The sequence below is a fragment of the Sphingobacterium deserti genome (genome assembly GCF_000757725.1).
GTDB classification, from domain to species: Bacteria; Bacteroidota; Bacteroidia; order Sphingobacteriales; family Sphingobacteriaceae; genus Sphingobacterium; species Sphingobacterium deserti.
This window is the reverse complement of record NZ_JJMU01000053.1, coordinates 35230-54552: the sequence shown is the minus strand read 5'-3', so window position 1 is coordinate 54552 and position 19323 is coordinate 35230. Positions and strand designations below refer to the sequence as shown.

At 41.8% G+C, this 19323-nt stretch carries 16 protein-coding genes; 9 read left to right on the top strand and 7 right to left on the bottom strand.

What is annotated here, in order from left to right; translation table 11 throughout:
* Positions 1-13: 13 nt before the first annotated feature.
* The 3 genes from DI53_RS13880 to DI53_RS13870 are packed head-to-tail and all read right to left on the bottom strand — an operon-like array spanning position 14 to position 2342.
* Entirely contained in the window at positions 14-868 is an 855-nt protein-coding gene (locus DI53_RS13880; protein ID WP_037500789.1) for a nucleoside phosphorylase, read from the bottom strand.
* The gene (locus DI53_RS13875; RefSeq protein WP_037500786.1) at positions 868-1485 is read right to left on the bottom strand and encodes an IMPACT family protein; all 618 of its coding nucleotides are present in this window, start codon (positions 1483-1485) and stop codon (positions 868-870) included. The genes DI53_RS13880 and DI53_RS13875 overlap by 1 nt, the downstream gene beginning before the upstream one ends.
* On the bottom strand, positions 1482-2342 hold the full coding sequence (locus tag DI53_RS13870) for a DMT family transporter (RefSeq protein ID WP_037500785.1): 861 nt from the start codon (positions 2340-2342) through the stop codon (positions 1482-1484). The genes DI53_RS13875 and DI53_RS13870 overlap by 4 nt, the downstream gene beginning before the upstream one ends.
* A gap of 707 nt (positions 2343-3049) precedes the next feature.
* Between DI53_RS13870 and DI53_RS13865 the strand changes: the two genes are divergently transcribed.
* From DI53_RS13865 to DI53_RS13845, 5 genes are all read left to right on the top strand, one after another.
* Complete coding sequence (locus tag DI53_RS13865) at positions 3050-3874, top strand: prephenate dehydratase (RefSeq protein WP_037500784.1); 825 nt, start codon at positions 3050-3052, stop codon at positions 3872-3874.
* Positions 3875-3896: 22 nt separating this feature from the next.
* Positions 3897-5003, top strand: coding sequence for a chorismate mutase (locus DI53_RS13860; RefSeq protein WP_037500783.1), 1107 nt, complete (start codon positions 3897-3899; stop codon positions 5001-5003).
* Entirely contained in the window at positions 5003-6256 is a 1254-nt protein-coding gene (aroA, locus tag DI53_RS13855; protein WP_037500780.1) for a 3-phosphoshikimate 1-carboxyvinyltransferase, read from the top strand. Before DI53_RS13860 ends, aroA begins: the two co-directional genes overlap by 1 nt.
* A 70-nt stretch (positions 6257-6326) precedes the next feature.
* A complete protein-coding gene (gene aroC / locus DI53_RS13850; protein WP_037500777.1) occupies positions 6327-7421 on the top strand; it encodes a chorismate synthase in 1095 nt (364 codons plus the stop codon).
* The gene (locus tag DI53_RS13845; protein WP_241462433.1) at positions 7411-8265 is read left to right on the top strand and encodes an ROK family protein; all 855 of its coding nucleotides are present in this window, start codon (positions 7411-7413) and stop codon (positions 8263-8265) included. The genes aroC and DI53_RS13845 overlap by 11 nt, the downstream gene beginning before the upstream one ends.
* Before the next feature lie 24 nt (positions 8266-8289).
* Here DI53_RS13845 and DI53_RS13840 read toward each other — a convergent pair whose 3' ends face one another.
* The gene (locus DI53_RS13840; RefSeq protein WP_037500772.1) at positions 8290-10707 is read right to left on the bottom strand and encodes an alpha-ketoacid dehydrogenase subunit alpha/beta; all 2418 of its coding nucleotides are present in this window, start codon (positions 10705-10707) and stop codon (positions 8290-8292) included.
* A 271-nt stretch (positions 10708-10978) separates the two neighbouring features.
* Between DI53_RS13840 and DI53_RS13835 the strand changes: the two genes are divergently transcribed.
* Both DI53_RS13835 and DI53_RS13830 read left to right on the top strand, forming a co-directional pair.
* Positions 10979-11713 (top strand): hypothetical protein, encoded by a 735-nt coding sequence (locus DI53_RS13835; RefSeq protein WP_037500770.1) that lies wholly within the window; start codon positions 10979-10981, stop codon positions 11711-11713.
* A gap of 72 nt (positions 11714-11785) precedes the next feature.
* Positions 11786-12238, top strand: coding sequence for an NUDIX domain-containing protein (locus DI53_RS13830; protein WP_037500767.1), 453 nt, complete (start codon positions 11786-11788; stop codon positions 12236-12238).
* Between the two features lie 459 nt (positions 12239-12697).
* On the opposite strand, the gene rlmH is transcribed toward DI53_RS13830, so the two are convergent.
* Positions 12698-13171, bottom strand: a complete 474-nt coding sequence (gene rlmH / locus DI53_RS13825; RefSeq protein WP_037500764.1) for a 23S rRNA (pseudouridine(1915)-N(3))-methyltransferase RlmH — start codon at positions 13169-13171, stop codon at positions 12698-12700.
* 394 nt (positions 13172-13565) lie between these two features.
* Between rlmH and DI53_RS13820 the strand changes: the two genes are divergently transcribed.
* The gene (locus tag DI53_RS13820) at positions 13566-14156 is read left to right on the top strand and encodes a riboflavin synthase (RefSeq protein WP_037500761.1); all 591 of its coding nucleotides are present in this window, start codon (positions 13566-13568) and stop codon (positions 14154-14156) included.
* A 26-nt stretch (positions 14157-14182) separates the two neighbouring features.
* On the opposite strand, the gene DI53_RS13815 is transcribed toward DI53_RS13820, so the two are convergent.
* Together DI53_RS13815 and DI53_RS13810 are read right to left on the bottom strand one after the other, a co-directional pair.
* Positions 14183-15925: a chloride channel protein gene (locus DI53_RS13815; RefSeq protein WP_241462432.1), complete on the bottom strand. Its 1743-nt coding sequence runs from the start codon at positions 15923-15925 to the stop codon at positions 14183-14185.
* A 64-nt stretch (positions 15926-15989) separates the two neighbouring features.
* Positions 15990-16931 (bottom strand): hydrogen peroxide-inducible genes activator, encoded by a 942-nt coding sequence (locus DI53_RS13810; RefSeq protein ID WP_037500755.1) that lies wholly within the window; start codon positions 16929-16931, stop codon positions 15990-15992.
* Positions 16932-17138: 207 nt separating this feature from the next.
* On the opposite strand from DI53_RS13810, the gene DI53_RS13805 reads away from it, so the two are divergent.
* Positions 17139-19307, top strand: coding sequence for a S46 family peptidase (locus DI53_RS13805; RefSeq protein ID WP_037500746.1), 2169 nt, complete (start codon positions 17139-17141; stop codon positions 19305-19307).
* Positions 19308-19323: the final 16 nt, after the last annotated feature.

Sequence of the window (19323 nt, the reverse complement as noted above, 5' to 3'; positions counted from 1 at the left end):
AGTCCCAGCAGTTTTATAACCGATCAAGGACATAGCGTATAGCGTGGTCTACGATTTCTTTTGGATTTTCGGCAAAAGCGTCATGAAGTCTGCTCGCAAGGATGGCATTGATCGAAAGAGCCTGGTGTCCAAACATATTTGCCAACGCATAGATCCCAGCGGTTTCCATCTCTAAGTTAGTAATGTGATGCGCTCCTACAGAAAACATACTGGCCTTTTGGATGAGGTCTGGATACATGTTTACAGAGCGCACAGAACGGCCCTGCGGGCCGTAGAATCCAGGAGCAGTCATCGTCATACCTTTCGGCAGGTCGGCAGCTATTTTACGCAACAGCTTAGCACTTGCCTTACCGACGTAAGGAGAAAAGGTCAAGGTATCAAAGTGTTTTTGTATAGCTTCTTGGATAATGACTTCCTCAGGCGAATAATTCTTGACATAATATTGCATCAGCGTATCAAAACCGATACCATATTCACTGGCCAAAATAGTTCCCATTTTTATATCGCCTTGTATCGAACCGGATGTACCAACTCGAACGATATCTAGGCTAATCAATTTGTCCTTTAAGGTACGCGTAGTGAAGTCTATATTGACCAACGCATCCACCTCATTAAACACGATATCGATATTATCGGTTCCAATACCTGTTGAGATGACGGAGACCCTTTTCTCCCGAAGCCAACCGGTATGTGTGATAAATTCACGTTTACCTTTTTTGATATCAATACGATCGAAATATTGCGAAACCTCCGCTACCCTATCGGGATCGCCCACGAAAATGATCGTGTGCGCGAGATCTTCGGGCAAAAGATTAAGATGATAAATGCTACCATCCGCGTTAAGAATCAATTCTGAGTCTGCAATCATCACAATGTTTTTAAATAGACGTATTGCACAGCGTCTATGTTGTCTAGTTTATTTACAAATTGGTTAACCTGCATTTTGCGAACCTCAACCTCTAGGCTGCAACGGTTATCAAAATTCTGATTCAAGATAGCCAAATTTTCATCCTTTACCAAACGCATCACATCATTCATTTGCAGGTAGTCAAAATCTATGCGATAGACATCATTGACGGTGCGTTCCACAATTTGCGCATTCGTCAATGCTTCCACAGCGGCAGTCTTGTATGCGTGAATCAAGCCCGGAACGCCTAGCAGCGTTCCACCGAAATAACGAACCACGACAATAAGTGTATTGGTAATATCTTTTGATAAAAGAACATTTAAAATAGGTCGACCTGCCGTGCCAGACGGCTCGCCATCATCATTGAAACGAAATACCGATCGGTCGGGTGTAAGTCGATATGCCCAGCAATAATGCCTCGCCTTCGGATGCAGCTCCTTAAGCTGTAAAAGTATATCCTTTAAAAGGGATTCATCTTTAAACGTATAAGCATACGCTAAAAATTTACTTCCCTTATCCCGAAACAAGCCTTCGCTTGTTGTATCAATTGTAAAATAAGTATCTTCAAATAAACTCACAAATATGCTATTATTAAAACCGAAATAACGGCAAGAACCAAACCCACCTTGCTTATTACACTTAATCGTTCGCCGAAGAGCAACGTGCCCACGACCGCTCCAAGCAAGATGACGCCGATATTCATGCCGGTAAAAACGACGGATGGACTCTCGGAAAGCGCGCGATGCGCTTTCATATAGAACAGAATGTTACCAAAATTAAACATTCCCAGAAGAATCCCCCAGAAAAGCGAGCTGATTTTTAACCGTTCTTTTTTCAACAATAGATCGTAACTTAGAAATAGAAAGGCTACTACCATAGCGAGAACAAAAACGATAAGCATAGAAAATGCGTAAGAAACATCTTTAAAGAGCGCAATTTGCTTAAACAAGATATCGATAATCCCCATTCCTAAAAAAACGGCTGCTGCGTAACCCCATGTATGTGATGACGGTCTCTGCGAGTCCACTTTTCGTCCACCGATAGTCAGAAGAATAGCGACTAAGCCAACAGCAATGCCTAATAGCTTGTATGTACCTAATGCTTCCATAAAAACAAAGTATGCAGCGAGCAGGGGAATAAATAAGGATAGCCGCTGCGCAATTTCCGTCTTCACGATGCCACTATACTGGATGGCGTATGCAATACATAAGAAAATGCTTGGAAGCAAAATAGCCAATGCACCGTAAACCGTCCAGGGCAATTCCGAACTGATTGCTTCCGCACCCTCCGGCTGGAGAAAAATCCAAGTCATTAGCGCAGCTACCGGATAGTTCCAAACAATAAGATGAAGGTGTTTTATACCTCGCTGTTTCGCTAATTTAATGATGACAGAAACCGTCACACTACAAATAACACTAATAAGTACGTACCACATATCATTTCTTTAAAGCGCTGTATAGATTTCCAGATACTTTTGGCTCCAATTCTACAAAAAGTTTAGGACATTTCACGACCTTGTTTTTTTGCAGAACTTCGAAATGTCCAGACTGATATGTTAACATAAAGAGAAGCTAGTTGAGAATGTAGGAAAATCTGTATTGCCTATAGACGACCCGTCTAGCTTTTACCTAAGCAAAAGCAATAAAATAGTGTCCAAAAACCAGCATTTATCATCAATAAAATAATACAAAAGACATCCCTATTGAAGAATAAATTAGCTTAATTTTAGTCACTAAATATCCAAAAAAACACGCATAATTTCACGGTAAAAATGGATTAAAATAACGTATTAAAACCACATTTATAATACAATAAGCTCATAGACAGTAATTTAAAAATAATACAGTCTGATATTTTACGGTAAATTTCATAGATAAAAATCAGTAAAAAAATGATTAAAAAAGACCAAAAAAAACTATCAAAACGATAGCAGAATAAATATATTTTTAAAAATATTTTGGATATTAAAAATTAACATCTACATTTGGAATGTAATATTTGAGACATGAACACACGCACTGCATACTTTTATTTTGGATACTTTTATTTTAATAGATAAGAGCCGGGATTTGTATGTTGTTGTGAAATAAACAAAAAAGTCCCGGATTGCTCTCCGGGACTTTTTTTATGCTACAAAATTAGATGAAGACAAAAATAGCGATACAAGGTGTCAAAGCCTCTTTCCATGAAGAAGCGGCATATAAATACTTCGGTGAAGAAATAGAAACCATCGAATGCGAGTCTTTTAAAAAGACATGCGAGATGCTAAAGCAAGGTAAAGCAGATTACGTCGTGATGGCCATTGAGAACTCAATAGCTGGAAGCATTTTACCTAATTATAACCTGCTTCGAGACTATCGCTTTCATATTATCGGCGAGGTGCACCTCAACATTCAACAGAACTTGCTGGTGTTGCCTGGCGTAAAACTAACAGATATAAAATTTGTGGAGTCGCACCCGATCGCCATCCGTCAATGTGATGAGTTTTTAAGCGACTTCGCGGATTGGACGATTAAGGAAGGCATGGATACAGCGGCCTGCGCTAAAAACATTGCCGATAATCAGTTGAAAAACACGGCAGCAATTGCCAGTACCATGGCCGCCAAATTATATGGTTTGGAGATTTTAGAAAAACGGATAGAAACAAACAAGAAAAATGCAACAAGATTTTTGATCCTCGCTAATGAAGTCGTTGAGCAGAAAAATGCAAACAAAGCTTCACTATCTTTCCAGACAGGGAACGCAGTGGGTTCACTAGCCAATGTTCTACAATGTTTTGCAGAACAAAACGTCAACTTGAGCAAGATACAATCTATGCCGGTGGTCGGCAAAAGAAACGAATACGACTTTTATGTAGACGTGGAATGGAAAAAACAAAGCGACTACGATGCCGCCATTCGCAAAGTCCTCAAACACACCGTAAACTTCAATATTATGGGTGAGTATATAAAAAATGAAAAAGTATAGCAACGTATAAAAAAGCAAAAAAATGAAACATACATTAGACATTCTACCTTTAAAATCATGGTTAGACACAGGCGATCAGCCTTTAGTAATCGCTGGCCCATGTAGCGCAGAGACAGAAGACCAATTAGTGTCAACAGCTCATTTACTAGCCAACACTGGTAAAGTGAATGTGCTTCGCGCGGGAATTTGGAAACCGCGCACACGCCCGGGAGAGTTTGAAGGTATCGGCAGTGTGGGGCTTGAGTGGTTAAAACGTGCAAAGGCAGAAACAGGTTTATTGACAGCAACAGAAGTCGCGACAGCAAAACACGTTGAAGAAGCGCTTGCAGCTGGTGTTGATGTGCTATGGATTGGCGCGCGCTCAACAGCAAACCCCTTCACTGTACAAGAAATAGCGGATGCCTTAGTAGGTGTAGACATTCCTGTTTTCATCAAAAACCCTGTCAACCCTGACTTGTCACTTTGGATCGGAGCGCTTGAGCGTGTAAACCGCGCAGGAATCAAAAAACTAGGAGCTATTCACCGCGGATTCTCTTCATTCGAGAAAACAGCTTTTCGTAACGAGCCGATGTGGGACTTAGCAATTCAGCTAAAATCAGCATGTCCAGAACTGCCTATTATCAATGATCCTAGCCACATCTGTGGAAACCGTGAATTAATCCCGTACATCGCGCAGAAAGCAATGGACATGGACCTTCAAGGGTTAATCATTGAATCTCATATCGATCCTTCTGTGGCCTGGACCGATGCAAAACAACAAGTGACGCCGGCGGCTTTGGCCGAATTGTTAGATAACCTATCTGTACGTCATGCGGAATCTAACAACCCTGCCTTTGAAGACAAGCTAGCCGAGTTGCGCAAACAAATCGACAAACTTGACGACGCTATTCTGCAGCAAATTGGAGACCGTATGAAGATCGCTGAAAAGATTGGACAGTACAAACGTGATAATAATGTCACGATTCTACAAGTAAATCGTTGGGACGAAATTGTAGAAAAACGTGTGCAGTTAGCAAAAGCACTTTCTTTAAGCGAAGACTTTGCAACAAAATATTTAGAACTACTTCACAACGAATCCATTCGTAAACAAAATGAAGTGATGAATACGAAACCTGTAGCGGAGGCCTAATGAGTTTATCATCTATTAAACTCTCCCACTCCAATAGGAAAATTCAAGGCGCGGTTGAACTCACTGGCTCCAAGTCAGAGAGCAACCGTGCTCTTATAATACAAGCACTCAGCAAAGGATCCGTACGCGTGGAAAATCTTTCCGTAGCAGCAGATACAATCATTATGGCGAAAGCGCTTGAGCAGGCAAAGGAAGCACATGCCTCGGCTCAAACGACTATAGATATTGGTCCTGCCGGTACAGCAATGCGTTTTCTTACCTCATATCTCAATCTTACCGAAGGAGACTTTATCCTGACAGGGACAGAAAGAATGCAGCAGCGGCCCATAGGAATTTTGGTAGACGCTTTACACACCTTAGGCGCGAATATAGCCTATGAAAATAAGGAGAGCTATCCTCCATTGCGCATTGTAGGTGGAAAATCGTTCACGGATAATCGTGTTCGTATCAAAGGCGATGTGAGCAGCCAATATATATCCTCACTCCTGCTTATCGCGGCATCCTTAAAAAATGGGTTAACGCTGGAAATTGATGGAGAGTTGACGTCTCGTCCGTACGTGACCATGACGCTAAATATGCTTCAGGAAGCGGGAATCAACCATCAGTGGACGGACAACACGATTACTGTCCAACCGCAAGCCTTTCAAACAGCAACGATTTATGTGGAGCCAGATTGGAGCGCTGCATCATACTGGTATGCTATCATCGCGCTATCAGAAAACGGCAGTATTGTGTTACCGGGATTAAAAGCTCATAGTTTGCAGGGCGACATCGCAATCGTTGATATCATGTCTCATTTTGGCGTAGCCAGTTCGTTTCAAGAAGACGGCTTACACATCGCCAAAGTAGCAGAAGGAACGGATAAAGGTCTGTTTGATTTTAAGGAATGTCCTGATTTGGCGCAAACCATCGTCGCTCTGGCGGCAGCGTTAAAAAGAGATATCTCGATAACCGGTGTCGAAACCTTGAAAATTAAGGAAACGGATCGACTGGCAGCCTTAAAAGCAGAAATTGAAAAATTTGGCGCCACCTTGGTTGCAGACCACGAAACTTACCATGTAAAAACCGAAGGCGTACAGCTCAATAAGTCTGTGACGTTTGACACCTATGAAGATCACCGTATGGCAATGGCGTTCGCTCCACTTGCTATGGTTTTCGATGAAATTGCGATCAATGAGCCACTAGTTGTCGAAAAATCGTATCCCGAATTTTGGAAACATCTCCAAAACCACGGTTTTAAAATTACCGAATAATATTATTAAATCAGCAATAATCGTTTCTACTTATTGCTGATTTATTATATTTACCAAATATTAAAGAATTATGGCTGGAAACTCATTCGGCTATCTGTTTAAAATAACCACTTTTGGCGAATCACATGGTAAAGCTATCGGAGTTATTATAGACGGATGCCCACCTAATATTGAAATTGATGAACAATTTATCCAATCTGAATTAGACAAACGTAAACCCGGACAGTCAAAAATTACCACGCAACGTAAAGAAAGCGATGTGGCACAGATCCTATCCGGCGTGTTTGAGGGGAAATCTACCGGCACACCTATCGCCATCATAATTCCCAACGAGGACCAACGATCAAAAGATTATTCCCACATCGCGGAAACCTTTAGACCGTCACACGCAGACTATACATACCAACAGAAATATGGCATTCGCGACTACCGTGGCGGCGGCCGCTCGTCCGCCCGTGAAACAGCAGCACGGGTAGCTGCGGGAGCTGTCGCAAAACTATTTCTGAAACAGATGGGTATAGAGATCTTCGCGCATGTCTGCGCCGTGGGGCAACTCGAATCACCCAATCTTGATACAACAGATTTAGCAAACCTGCTAGCGACCCGCGAAGCTAATATCGTACGCTGTGCTGACCCGGCCACAGCAAATGAAATGATCGAACTGATTGATGGTGTGCGAAAAGCAGGCGACACCATTGGTGGAAAGATCGCGACCGTGGTACGCAATGTACCTGTAGGACTGGGCGAACCAGTTTTCGACAAATTACATGCTGACCTAGGAAAAGCAATGCTTAGCATCAACGCTGTTCATGGTTTCGAATATGGTTCTGGCTTCGAAGGTTCAGCAATGTATGGATCTGAACACAACGATATTTTTGTGCAGGAAGAGAATAAGATTCGCACGCGAACAAACTTCTCCGGCGGCATTCAGGGTGGCATTTCTAACGGAATGGACATCAGTTTCCGCACAGCATTCAAGCCTGTAGCGACGATCATGCGTGATCAAGACAGCATCGATACCTCGGGCAATAGTACCACGGTATCCGGCAAAGGCAGGCATGACCCCTGCGTGGTGCCGCGCGCCGTCATTATTGTGGAAGCAATGACAGCATTGGTTTTGGCAGATCATTTTTTAAGATTTAAAGCATATAAAAATGAACAGTAATTTCGTGGTTGCCTCAGATATAGGCGGTACCCATATCACGTCAGCTGTCGTTGATATAAATACATGGCAAATTCTGGAAGATACAATTTCCAGATGCCATGTAAATTCAAGATCAGATGCTAAATCGATTTTTCATTCTTGGAGTTCATCCATAACGGCTGCGATAAAAGGCTGTAGCGCATCGATTTCACAACTTGGAATCGCAATGCCCGGCCCTTTCGATTACGAAAACGGTATTTCCCTAATGAAAAACCAAGACAAGTACGATGCGCTATACAAGGTGAATGTATCCAACGGAATTTTGGATAGCTTGAATATGCCGCAGGAAATTCGCTTTATCAACGATGCTGCAGCATTCCTACAAGGGGAAATTTTCGCAGGCAACTTGCAGCATAAAGAGCGGATCTTGGGTATCACATTGGGTACAGGATTGGGCTCTGCCGTATGGAATAATAACGAAAAGGCGTTTGACGCCGATTTATGGAATGCCCCTTACAAGGATAGCATATTTGAAGAGTTTTTGGTCACTCGTTGGCTCACCAAAAGATTTGCAGAATTAAGCGGACAAGAGGAAGATGGCTTTAAGGCGATTATAACGAAACATCAAGGAACGGTCCCCTTTGAAAACTTAATGAAGGAGTATGCTGCAGCGCTTTACGATTTCCTTCACTATTTCTCTACAAAACACGAGAGCAAAACATTCGTTATCGGTGGTAACATAGCGAACGCTTGGGAGCTTATCTGTAGTTATAACCTGAAAATAACCCAAGAATTCGAGATTTATACAGGCCAGTATGCGGAAAAAGCCGCTATTATAGGAGCAGCTTCTTTGTTTACGATCTAACAATACAACGAGAAATATCCGCTACTAAAATAGTTTAGGATATTTCTCATTGTTGTATTCGTTCATCATTTCATATGCGAGCTCTATTACATCATCTGCCGAAGGCTTAGTAAAATAGTCACCGTCAGAACCATAAGGTGGCCTATGTGCTTTAGCTGATAGCGTACGCGGCTGGCCATCTAAAACGAAATATCCCTGTTGCTTTTCAATGATTTCTTGTAATATAAAAGCACTTGCACCGCCGGGCATGTCTTCATCGACGACCATTAGTTTATTCGTTTTGGCTAAGGAGGTGCCGCAAATTTGCGTCCGATCAAAGGGTTGCAAACATTGTGCATCAATAATCTCGATAGAGATCCCCATCTTTTCCAGTTCGATGGCAGCTTCCTGCACCACGCGTAAGGTCGCGCCGTAGGATACCACGGTGATATCTTTTCCTGCTTTGATCAATTCGGCTACACCAATGGGTACTGTAAAATCGCCCACATTCAAAGGCATCTTCTCTTTTAAGCGATACCCGTTTAGACATTCTACAACTACGGCTGGTTCGTCCGCACGCAATAAAGTATTGTACATGCCCGCAGCCTGCGTCATATTGCGGGGCACACAAATATGTAGGCCACGTAAACCGCCCAATAATACAGTCATCGGCGATCCAGAGTGCCAGATGCCCTCTAAGCGGTGGCCGCGCGTACGAATAATGACGGGCGATTTTTGCGTGCCTTTTGTTCGGTAACTTAGACTCGCCAAATCATCACTCAAAACGGGCATCGCGTATATTAAATAGTCAAGGTATTGGATCTCCGCGATGGGACGCAAACCTCGCAATGCCAAGCCCATCCCCTTGCCGATAATTGCAGACTCTCGAATGCCGGTATCGAAGACGCGCAAATGACCATATTTTTCCTGTAAGCCCGCAAACCCCTGATTCACATCACCAATTTTTCCGACGTCCTCACCAAAGGCTAAGATGCGCTCATCCCGTTGGAAATTAGTATCAAAACAGGCGTTTAAAACCTCTCGGCCGTCAACCATGGCTGCGTCAGCCGCATATAGGGCATCGACAACTTCTGCCTTTAACGGGGAGTCTGTAGTATCAGTAAAAAGCTTATCGTTATATCTATCTGAATTTTTGCTTTGTTGTTTGCTAAACCAAGAAATGAGGTGTTGCTTTTCCGCAGATTGCACGTACCGAAGTTCGCGAATGGCACGCCGTACATTGCTGTATACCTCCTTCAACGACGGCTCGGCAAGCGATTTTAACGTGCGCAAAGGCAGCTCTACGGATTCATCTTTAATGCTAGCGAGCAGCTTAATGGCTTCATCTAGATCCTGCTGAATAGTTTTATGGTAATCTGCCCAGGCGCGACGTTGCTCATTGCGCACAAGGTCTTTGGACTCTTTTTCTATTTGTAGGAGCTCTTCCTCCTTCGCGATGCCTGATTTCAATAACCAATCACGCATTTTGAGATTACAATCGAAGTCACCTTCCCAAGCTAAACGATCGGCAGACTTATACCGTTCATGAGAACCCGAAGTCGAATGTCCCTGCGGCTGTGTGATCTCCGTCACATGCACGACACAGGGTATATGCTCCTCCCTTGCTATCTTTGCCGCTTGTTCATAAACCTCGCAAAGCGCAGGGTAATCCCATCCGCGAACTTTAAAAATCTCTATACCGTTTCCATCTCCTTGGCGTTGGAATCCGCGTAAGGCCTCTGATATGTCGGCTTTCGCCGTCTGCAATTCGTTGGGAACGGAAATTCCATACCCATCATCCCAAATAGATATAACTACAGGTATCTGTTTGACAGCAGCTGCATTCACTGTCTCCCAAAAAACACCTTCCGATGTAGAAGCATTTCCGATAGTACAAAAAACAACTTCATTTCCTTGTCTAGAAAAATAGCGCAGGTAATCAAGGTTTCTATTTTCGCGATACAATTTGGAAGCCAATCCCAAACCCATCACCCTCGGCATTTGGCCACCCGTAGTGGATATATCTGAGGCAGAGTTTTTTTGCTGGGTTTGATCGAGCCAACTTCCTGTATCGTCCAATAGCTGTGTGGAAAAATGGCAGTTCATCTGTCTACCGCCAGACGAGATATCGGCATTCAAATCTGGATTCGCATAAAGCTGCGAGAAAAAGTGATAAATATTCGAGATGCCTGATGCAAAAGCAAAAGTTTGATCACGATAATAACCGGATCGCCAATCACCCTCCTCAAACACCTTCGCTAGCGCAATCTGTGCAATCTCCTTCCCATCGCCAAATATTCCAAATTTAGCTTTGCCCGTTAATACTTCTTTACGTCCTAGCAGGCTCACTACTCTACTCTCGACAGCCAGGCGATAGTCGTTCAGGATGATTTCTCGAAAATCATTGAAACTAATCTTCGATGTTTCGAAATCGCGATTTATGTTCGTAGTAATATTTGACATATTTAAACCTAGGGTTTTAGCAAAAGTAGTAAAATATACCTGTTATTCCCAATTCTGCGCAGAGGATACAGAGAGCGTTGATAAGCGTATGTGAGGTTAATTTCTTACAGTAACCTACAATCCGATGTTAATCTTTAAGCGGCAAGCTATAAAGGCTTTATCAGCATTTTGATCACTTGGGAGGATCGCCAGCAGTTTAAAAATCGATATGGAAATTTTTGTTTACAGCAATAATCACTACTTTTAGGCTCTTTTTAAAGTATATAGAGGAATGAGTAAAATTGAAAAAAGCGAAACAGAAGTTAAAAGCTTATTCGGTGATCTGGAAAAGACAATAATTATCAATAACTTGATGACTACGCCATTTGCAGAGCGCAATGCGCAATGGCGAGCCGATTTTCTGCGCAATATTTCTGGTGCTAACCTAAAATTAGGAAATCCGGAGGTTGTGATGAGCAATGATAATTTCCCTTATTTTCAATTGGAAACAGTTTCTACAGGTGAAAACTTTAAAGCGATCGTGCTAGAGCATCAACTGGATGCCATATTAGCACAGGGATTTGGCGTTGCTATCAACGCGCATCTCTCTCGCCCTGATTGGGTATTTTCATACGGCGATCTAATAAATCTAAAATTGAATAACGAGTTTTATACGGACAAGAGTATCTTCGGAAACCCTAAAGAACACCTAAGTATCGGCCAAGATGAAGAAATTTTAGTGGGACAACCCGCGGAAGAAATTCTCCCCGCTGTCTTACGTGCGAATATTCGCGAGTTTCTTCAGTATGAAGGGGTCAAAAACCCTAAAGTGATGCTGATTGCACGAAACTATACGGACGAAGAAAATGTTTCTCAAGACCTGGTATTTAATATGATTCCTGCACAATTTGCAACACAAAAAGACTTTGACAATATCATGAATACCTTGCAATGGTTTCTTCCGAAGCATTACTCTTTTTTCGGAGTGGATGAAATGGCCATTGAGAATGGGTTTCAGCCGTTGTAGTGCTGTAATAAAATATACCGTGGGAAACTTTCAAACGATCCTGACGGGCATAAACATAACATAGAATAAAGAATGTATTTATTTAACGTCCGCGTTTACGGCATTTTAGTTAATGAAAACAACGAAGTGCTAATTAGCGACGAAAAGACACAAAATGTATCATTTACTAAATTTCCCGGCGGAGGCTTAGAATATGGCGAAGGCTTAATCGATGCGCTGAAGCGAGAATTTATGGAAGAATGCGCATTAGATATAGAAATAGTAAAACACATTTACACCACTGACTTTTACGAGAAATCTAGCTTTAACGAAAGCCAAATACTATCCGTATATTACCAGGTGCGCCCCCTCTCCGATATCAAATTCGACATAAAAGTGAATCCATTTGATTTTTCTAAAGAAAAACAACTGGATAAGGTAGAAGTGTTCCGTTTTGTTGCCTTTGACAAGCTTCGCGTCGAAGAATTGACCTTCAAAACCGATAAAACTGCCTGGAATGTTTTCAAGGAAATAACAGAACGTTAAACGTTGCTAAGCTCAAGACCGAGCGATTTACACGATATAGCTTGCGGCAATAGCAAAGCATAATATTGAACAGTACGTTTCGTACTTTAAATGCTTAGAATTGTTCGGTCGCATTTCCGTCCGAATACACGACTGGGGGATGCAATTCCGATCGGTCTGCGCTTAAAAAATCGGTTCGTTCCGACAGTGGCAAGAATATTTTTCTAAAGAGCCGCATCGCGTCTAACCGCTTTTTGATAAAAGCATTTATGCAGCCTAGATATACTTGCTTAAATAATACAAAGCAATTATAATGACGATACAGGAAATAATTAATGTCTTATTCCGCCGCGAATCGCTATAGGATTGGGAGCTTTTAAACTTATAATCCCGCTTAAATTTATTCATATCCATATCAACCTCCTTATTCTAAATCGTTTATTGTATGATGAGTGAACGCAGCAATTTACATAAAAGTTTTTATTCGTGATGGTAAGGTTCACCTCGCATTATTGTAAAGGCTCGGTAAACCTGTTCCACAAAAAATAAGCGAACCATTTGGTGTGAGAACGTCATCTTGGACAATGATAGTTGCTGGTTAGCCCGGCTGTAAACCTCAGTAGAAAAGCCATAGGGTCCGCCGATTACAAAAATTAAATGGTTAACCGAATCAACCATTTTTTTTTCGAAAAATCGAGAAAATTCAACAGACCGAAACTCTTTGCCTTTTTCGTCTAACAACATGACGAAATCGGCATTAGAGATCTGTTTCAAAATTAATTCACCCTCCTTCGTCTTTTGCTGCTCCTGAGTCAAATTTTTTGCATTCTTGACATCAGGTATCACAGATATAGTAAACGTAATGTAATGAGTAAGACGTTTGAGATAGGTATCTATCGCCTGCTGAATGTAACTATCATCTGTTTTTCCGATACACAATAAACTGATCTTCAATATCCAATATATTTAAGAGTTAACGAATCTTTGCACGAATTTACGGGTTTGAAATGGTAAAATAGAAAAAGCCTGGAATAATCGGGCGATTCTCCAGGCTTTAAAATATAACCTCCGTTAGGAGGTAATCAACCTAAACCTATCACAAAGGTAATGGATAATTATTATAATTCGAAAACTTTTTTGCTTAGATGACGATTTATTTTTTCAATTTTTACTCAAACACTTGATTATCAAAAAAAAAAGGTTTTCAAACGGGGAGAATGAAAACCTTAAATAACCAATTATAAACCTAAATTATGATACATCAAAAGTAGTGTATTTTTCACACTTTGCAAATTGTTTTTTATAATTTTCCCCCGGGGTTGCTTACCTTTGTAAAAAGCTTAACACTATGTTTACCGGCATTATTGAAACTGTAGGGATTCTGGAAAAAATCGAAAAAGAACAATCCAATTTGCACTACTACGTATCTTCTCATTTGTCCAATGAATTAAAGATCGACCAAAGCGTCTCACACAATGGTGTTTGCCTCACCGTCGTGGGGATTGAAGAGGGCATACATAAGGTGACTGCCATTCAAGAAACACTTACCAAATCTAACCTGGGCACTTTACAAGTGGGCGACTTAATAAATTTGGAACGTTGCACACTCCTTAACGGTCGGCTTGACGGCCATATCGTCCAAGGCCATGTAGACCAAACTGCAACATGTGTCCAAAAAGAAGATCAAAACGGCAGCTGGCTTTTTACATTTGCGTACGATCTTTCATTACAAAATATTACGGTAGAAAAGGGATCCATCACGGTAAACGGCGTAAGCTTAACGGTGGTAAATTCCAAAGACAATAGCTTTTCAGTTGCTGTGATACCATACACCATTGAAAACACCAATTTGCAAAATCTGAATGTTGGTGATAGTGTAAATTTAGAATTTGATATCGTAGGAAAATACGTCGCTAAAATAATGGCTCTTCGAGGATAGGAAAAATGTAGGTGTTAAATCTACAATTACTCCAAGTAATGCCCTTGTCTTACCAATAATGCACGATACTTGTTAAATACACTGGATTTCGAAACAAATCCCAAGTACCTATTGTCCTCATCCACGACTGGTAATATCCAAACGTCATCTCTATTCATTTTAGACATGACAATATCCATGTTCTCTCGTTCTTTGATAATGTCATTCGGCTTTTGGGCTAACTTTTCAAAGCTTTTATCTACCCCATCCTCTTCGCCCAGCAGAATAGAAAACAAACGTTCGCTATAAAGAATGCCCAGCAATAAACCTTTTTCATCTACTATAGGAAAGATATTTCTTTTTGAATGTATGATATCAGACTTTCGATCATTCGGTGTCTCACTAGGCCGCAACACGACGAAATTCGTTTCTAAAACATACCGAAGTTTCATCATACTTAAGACTGTGCGGTCTTTATCTTCGTATGTTAGCAAATCCCCAGACTCCGCGAGCACTTTGGTATAGATCGAATGCTTCAACATCGATCTGTTGATCAAGTAGGATATGGAGGTAACCAGCATCAACGGCACCATTAAGGTATATCCACCTGTTATTTCTGCGATTAAGAACAATCCTGTCAAAGGTGCATGCATAATCCCAGCCAATGCACCGGCCATGCCCGCCATAACAAAATTCGGAACATTCAACATCACCACACCTGTTTGGTTCATACCATAAGCAAATGCAAAACCGATTAGCCCTCCCATCACTAAACTGGGACCAAATACTCCCCCATTTCCGCCACCATTTAAAGTAAATAGCGATGCGAACGATTTGGCAAACAAGGTCACGACGGTGTAGGAAATGACCACCCAAGCCATATTTTTGTAATCAGCAAAAAGACTATTCTGCACGATCGCATCAAATTTCCCGTCCAGAATCTGTTGGATCGTGAGGTAGCCCTCGCCATAAAGGGCAGGGAATATAAAGATCATCAGCCCTAATGAGATACCGCTAAACCAAACTTTGTTGTAAGGGTTGGACACACGGGAAAACCATCTTTTGACCACGCCTGTTAATTTTGCGAAATAGACGGTATACAATCCTACAAGCACCGCGAGCAGGATGTAAAAGAACAAGGCCTCCACTTCCCACTCGGTACTGGCGGTATGAAAAAGTGGTTCGCTATAGAGTAACCTAGAAACTACCGAAGCCAACGCCGCGGAGATCAAAAGCGGAATAAATGCAGGTATGGAAAATTCTGGAAGGAGAATTTCTATCGCAAAGATCATCCCAGCGATAGGACTATTAAAAGCACCGGAAATTCCTGCGGCAGCGCCACAGGCCAGCAGCATCGTGATTTCTTTGTATTGTAAACCAAAAAACCGACCGGTATTTGAGCCAATAGCCGAACCACTGTATGCGATAGGAGCTTCTAATCCGCAAGAACCACCAAAACCTACGGTAATCGCGCTGGTTACAATTTGGGAGTAGATATTATGGGGCTCAATCCGGCTGGACTTACGAGAAATAGAATAGATAATAGGCGTTATGCCGTGCTCCAACCGCTTCCCTTTCAAAAACTTTCGTACGTAAATAACACTTAAAAGAATACCTATTAATGGCAGGATCAGGTAAAAAGAATATTTAAAGTGCCAGTCGATATCATTTTGTAACGTCGACGCGATGAAATGCGTCATGCCTTTTAGCAGTGCCGCCGCGAGTCCGCCGATCACACCCACCACAAATGCGAGAATGATTAAAAAATTTCGGTTCGAAATTTTTTGCATCCGCCAGTGGTTAATCTGGTCCAGTTTTTTGTAAATAGAGTAATTCAACATGTTTAATCTAGCTTTATAATTCAAAAGCCATAACCTCTTTCTTTTTCTTCGTTTTAAACCGTTCCGGAACAAGCTGTAGAATCTCATTCCTAAGCGCACGCACCGCTTGTTTTTTCACAAAATTAGTGGTTGTCACTATACTAATCTCACGCACAGGCTCTGGCGTCTTAAAATAACGTACGTGGCCTAATTGATCTTCATCGTAGTTCAAAACGCTCATCTCTGGCAGAATAGTTAACCCGCCATTGATATCGACCATACGTTTCAACGTTTCCACACTACCCGTGTTGTATTCAAAAGTTCCTGCAGCTCCCTGATTATGTTTGTAATGGCATAAATTCAAGACCTGTCCGCGCATACAATGCCCTTCGTTCAGCAACCACAGTTTTTCGTCCGCGATTTCATCCGTCGTCACCATTTTCTTTTGATAAAGCGAACTCTTTTCAGAGACGTACGCCACAAAAGTTTCATAATATAGCGGCATTTCTTCTATTCCTGATTCCTGAAGTGGTGTAGATAAGATCCCGCAATCTAATTTTCCTAACTTCAACTCCTGAAGAATACGCTCCGTTGTATATTCCCAAATCTGTAATTGCAACTTCGGATAGTTTTTCAAAAACGTAGTCAGTAAGTCTGGAAGCAGATAGGGCGCGACGGTAGGTATGACACCTATTTTCAATTCTCCCGACACTTCCCCCTTACTTTCCTGCAATAGTTCGCCGATCTTTTTGCTTTCGTTTATTATTACCCGCGCCTGCTTGATAATTTTCTCTCCAATTTCGGTAGGAACTACAGGCTGTCTGCTTCTATCAAATACCTTCGCCCCAATTGACTCCTCCAACTTTTGTATCTGCATACTTAGCGTTGGTTGCGTGACAAAACAATGCTCGGCGGCTGCCACGAAACTGCGGTATGTATCGACAGCAATAATATATTCTAATTGGACAAGTGTCATGCTATAAATTTTAGCTATGCAAAGGTAGCTATTCAGAATGTATTACACCAGTATTTGTCTCAAAAGTTAAAAGCTTTGAAAACCGAATATTCTTGGCTTCTAATTGATGTTCAGATGCAATAATGCCCTAAGCGCTATACATCGTAAAACGAAAGAGCTTAAAAATCTTTACTACCTTTGCTATCCTAAACACGAGATTGGAAGATTATGAAGACATTGACATTAAGAGGTAGCTTCGCCTGCGCGTTATTAATTGCAGCAAGCGCTTTTAACTTTTCGGGCGCCATCCCTGATGACGGCATGTTCCCTTTAAGCGAACTAAACAGGGCGGGATTAAAAAAAGCAGGGTTAAAAATAACGGAAAAGGACATCTATAACCCCGGACAAATCGGTTTGGTAGATGCCTTAGTGCAAGTTAGTGGTTGTACAGGTTCTTTTGTTTCACCGAATGGCTTGATCATAACAAACCATCACTGCGCATTCAGCGCGGTTCAACTGGCAAGTACGCCAAAGTTTAACTATCTGAAGGATGGTTTTGTAGCCAATAACAGAGAGCAGGAAATCGAAGCAAAGGGATTAACCATACGCATTACCGATTCTTACACGGATGTATCATCTGAAATACTGAATTCTGTAGCAAATATTACCGATCCGACAGAACGGATAAATATAATCAATAGGAAACGTGCGGAAATCGCGCAACGTGCAGAAGCGGAAGACCGCAGCATAAAAGCGGAAGTGTCAGAAATGTTTATCGGAAAAAGCTATGTCTTGTTTCGGTATAAAACAATAGAAGACGTTCGTTTGGTGTATATCCCTCGACAGGATATCGGCGAGTTTGGTGGCGAAACCGATAACTGGGTGTGGCCGCGCCACACGGGAGATTTCTCGTTCCTGCGGGCTTATGTAGCACCTGATGGCTCTTCAGCAAAATACAACAAAGAAAATATTCCCTACAAACCAAAAAAGCACCTGAAAGTAAATCCGCAGGGCGTCAACGAAAACGACTTTGTGTTCATTCTCGGTTATCCAGGCCGGACATTCAGACACCGTCCAGCACAATACCTGGATTATCAAGAGAAATTTCTGCTGCCGTACACGTCAACCCTATACGAGTTTCAGAACCAACAAATGCTTAATGCGGGTAAGAATGATCTTGCTACCGAGCTGGCGTTGGCTACGCGCATAAAACGAAACGCAAATGTCTTGAAAAATTACAACGGCAAATTAAAAGGATTGCACAATCTTAGCCTTGTAGAAGCCAAACGCAAGGAAGATCAAAGCCTCGCACAGTTCATCAACAATAATCCAACACTAAAGGCGCAGTATGGCAGCTTGATGACAGACATAGACAAGCACTATCAGACTGTTTTTGAGGTTGCTCAAAAAGAGCTTTGGTTCAACAACATGTATAGCAGCACACCACTTTTACGCGTTGCCAATGCGCTTAATAACTTCAAGACGGCCATTGTGAAGCAAAATGGAGCAAAAACACAGCAGGATTTCTTTGCTTTAAATATCCAAGAAGTTAAAAAACATCTTGATGCAATCTATGCCAGCTACAACATCGAGGTGGACAAATCTGTAGCGCAGCGTATGTTCCAAGACGCCTACCGCTTTGATGGTGCAAACAAACTATCGTTTTTCGAAAAGCAAAACTTTACGAGTGCAGATGAAGCAGCTTCCTACATCACAAATGCTATAGAAAAATCGAAGTTGAATAACAAAGATGTACTTTACAACACGATCTTAAACGACGTCCAATCGATAAAAAGCTACACAGATAATCTTCTTGCCGCGCAGAAAGAGTTAGATACCGAGCTGACCGTATTTAATAACGAACAGAAGCGGCGTGAAGGCATGTTAAACAAACTGATGGGTGATTACGTTGCTGTCAAGGAAAAATTTCAGGCTAAAAGTTTTATCCCAGACGCAAACTCTACGCTCCGCCTGACGTTTGGAAACATCAAAGGCTACAGTCCCGCTGATGCAACGTTTATGAAGCCTTTTACAACGGTAAAAGGACTTATCGAAAAGGGAAATTCAGGTTTGCAGGAATTTGAATATCCAGAGAGTATCAAAACGGCATGGCTGGCAAAGAATTTCGGTGCTTACACAAAAAAAGATCTGAACGATGTGCCCGTCAATATTTTATACAACATGGATACCACGGGAGGAAACTCAGGCTCGCCGATTATGAACGCCTATGGCGAGTTGATCGGGGTGAACTTTGACCGCTCTTACGACGCAACCATAAATGATTTCGCGTGGAACGAAAATTACAGCCGTTCCATCGGTGTTGATATTCGCTATGTGTTATGGATAGCAGATAAAATTGATAATGCGCAATTTATCTTGAAAGAGATGGGCATTTAAAAACGCAAACGGAGGC

Coding starts and splice junctions, on each gene's coding strand:
- DI53_RS13870 (WP_037500785.1), bottom strand. CDS start 2,342: ATGTGGTACGTACTTATTAGTGTTATTTGTAGTGTGACGGTTTCTGTC.
- aroA (WP_037500780.1), top strand. CDS start 5,003: ATGAGTTTATCATCTATTAAACTCTCCCACTCCAATAGGAAAATTCAA.
- DI53_RS13840 (WP_037500772.1), bottom strand. CDS start 10,707: ATGTCAAATATTACTACGAACATAAATCGCGATTTCGAAACATCGAAG.
- DI53_RS13830 (WP_037500767.1), top strand. CDS start 11,786: ATGTATTTATTTAACGTCCGCGTTTACGGCATTTTAGTTAATGAAAAC.
- DI53_RS13860 (WP_037500783.1), top strand. CDS start 3,897: ATGAAACATACATTAGACATTCTACCTTTAAAATCATGGTTAGACACA.
- DI53_RS13835 (WP_037500770.1), top strand. CDS start 10,979: ATGAGTAAAATTGAAAAAAGCGAAACAGAAGTTAAAAGCTTATTCGGT.
- DI53_RS13805 (WP_037500746.1), top strand. CDS start 17,139: ATGAAGACATTGACATTAAGAGGTAGCTTCGCCTGCGCGTTATTAATT.
- DI53_RS13880 (WP_037500789.1), bottom strand. CDS start 868: ATGATTGCAGACTCAGAATTGATTCTTAACGCGGATGGTAGCATTTAT.
- DI53_RS13845 (WP_241462433.1), top strand. CDS start 7,411: ATGAACAGTAATTTCGTGGTTGCCTCAGATATAGGCGGTACCCATATC.
- DI53_RS13820 (WP_037500761.1), top strand. CDS start 13,566: ATGTTTACCGGCATTATTGAAACTGTAGGGATTCTGGAAAAAATCGAA.
- aroC (WP_037500777.1), top strand. CDS start 6,327: ATGGCTGGAAACTCATTCGGCTATCTGTTTAAAATAACCACTTTTGGC.
- DI53_RS13865 (WP_037500784.1), top strand. CDS start 3,050: ATGAAGACAAAAATAGCGATACAAGGTGTCAAAGCCTCTTTCCATGAA.
- DI53_RS13815 (WP_241462432.1), bottom strand. CDS start 15,925: ATGCAAAAAATTTCGAACCGAAATTTTTTAATCATTCTCGCATTTGTG.
- DI53_RS13810 (WP_037500755.1), bottom strand. CDS start 16,931: ATGACACTTGTCCAATTAGAATATATTATTGCTGTCGATACATACCGC.